This is a genomic window from Paraburkholderia sp. SIMBA_053, assembly GCF_046534895.1.
Lineage (GTDB): Bacteria > Pseudomonadota > Gammaproteobacteria > Burkholderiales > Burkholderiaceae > Paraburkholderia > Paraburkholderia caledonica.
The window spans coordinates 1-307 of record NZ_JAWRXU010000385.1; the positions used below are offsets into that span (position 1 = coordinate 1).

The window sequence follows — 307 nt, forward strand, 5'->3', positions numbered from 1 at the left end:
GATACTGCTACTTCGCCATCAACGGTACTGCTTTACTACGGTCAAGCTTTGATTGCGGTACTGCTACATCTGGAACTGCAACTTCAAGACTACCTGCTGCCACTTCTACGACGACTGCAACTGCAAGTACTGCGTGCTACCAGTGCTGCTCGATACTGCTGGGTACTGCCTGCTACGAAACTGCTGTGTGCTTGCGGTCCTGTTTCGGCTTAGTGGCCGAAGAACACCGAGCCCGGGCCCGTCACGGGCTCATGCTTGCCAGCTTGCGACGAACCGTTTTGCACGCCGCCGTAGGCGTTTGCATTGG

Annotated in this window: 1 protein-coding gene; it reads left to right on the top strand. The window is 55.7% G+C overall.

Going from position 1 to position 307, the window contains the following annotated elements; genetic code table 11:
• Positions 1–213 (top strand): hypothetical protein (locus SB753_RS36100; protein ID WP_410804896.1); only part of this gene is annotated, 213 nt, incomplete at its 5' end.
• Between the last annotated feature and the right edge of the window lie 94 nt (positions 214–307).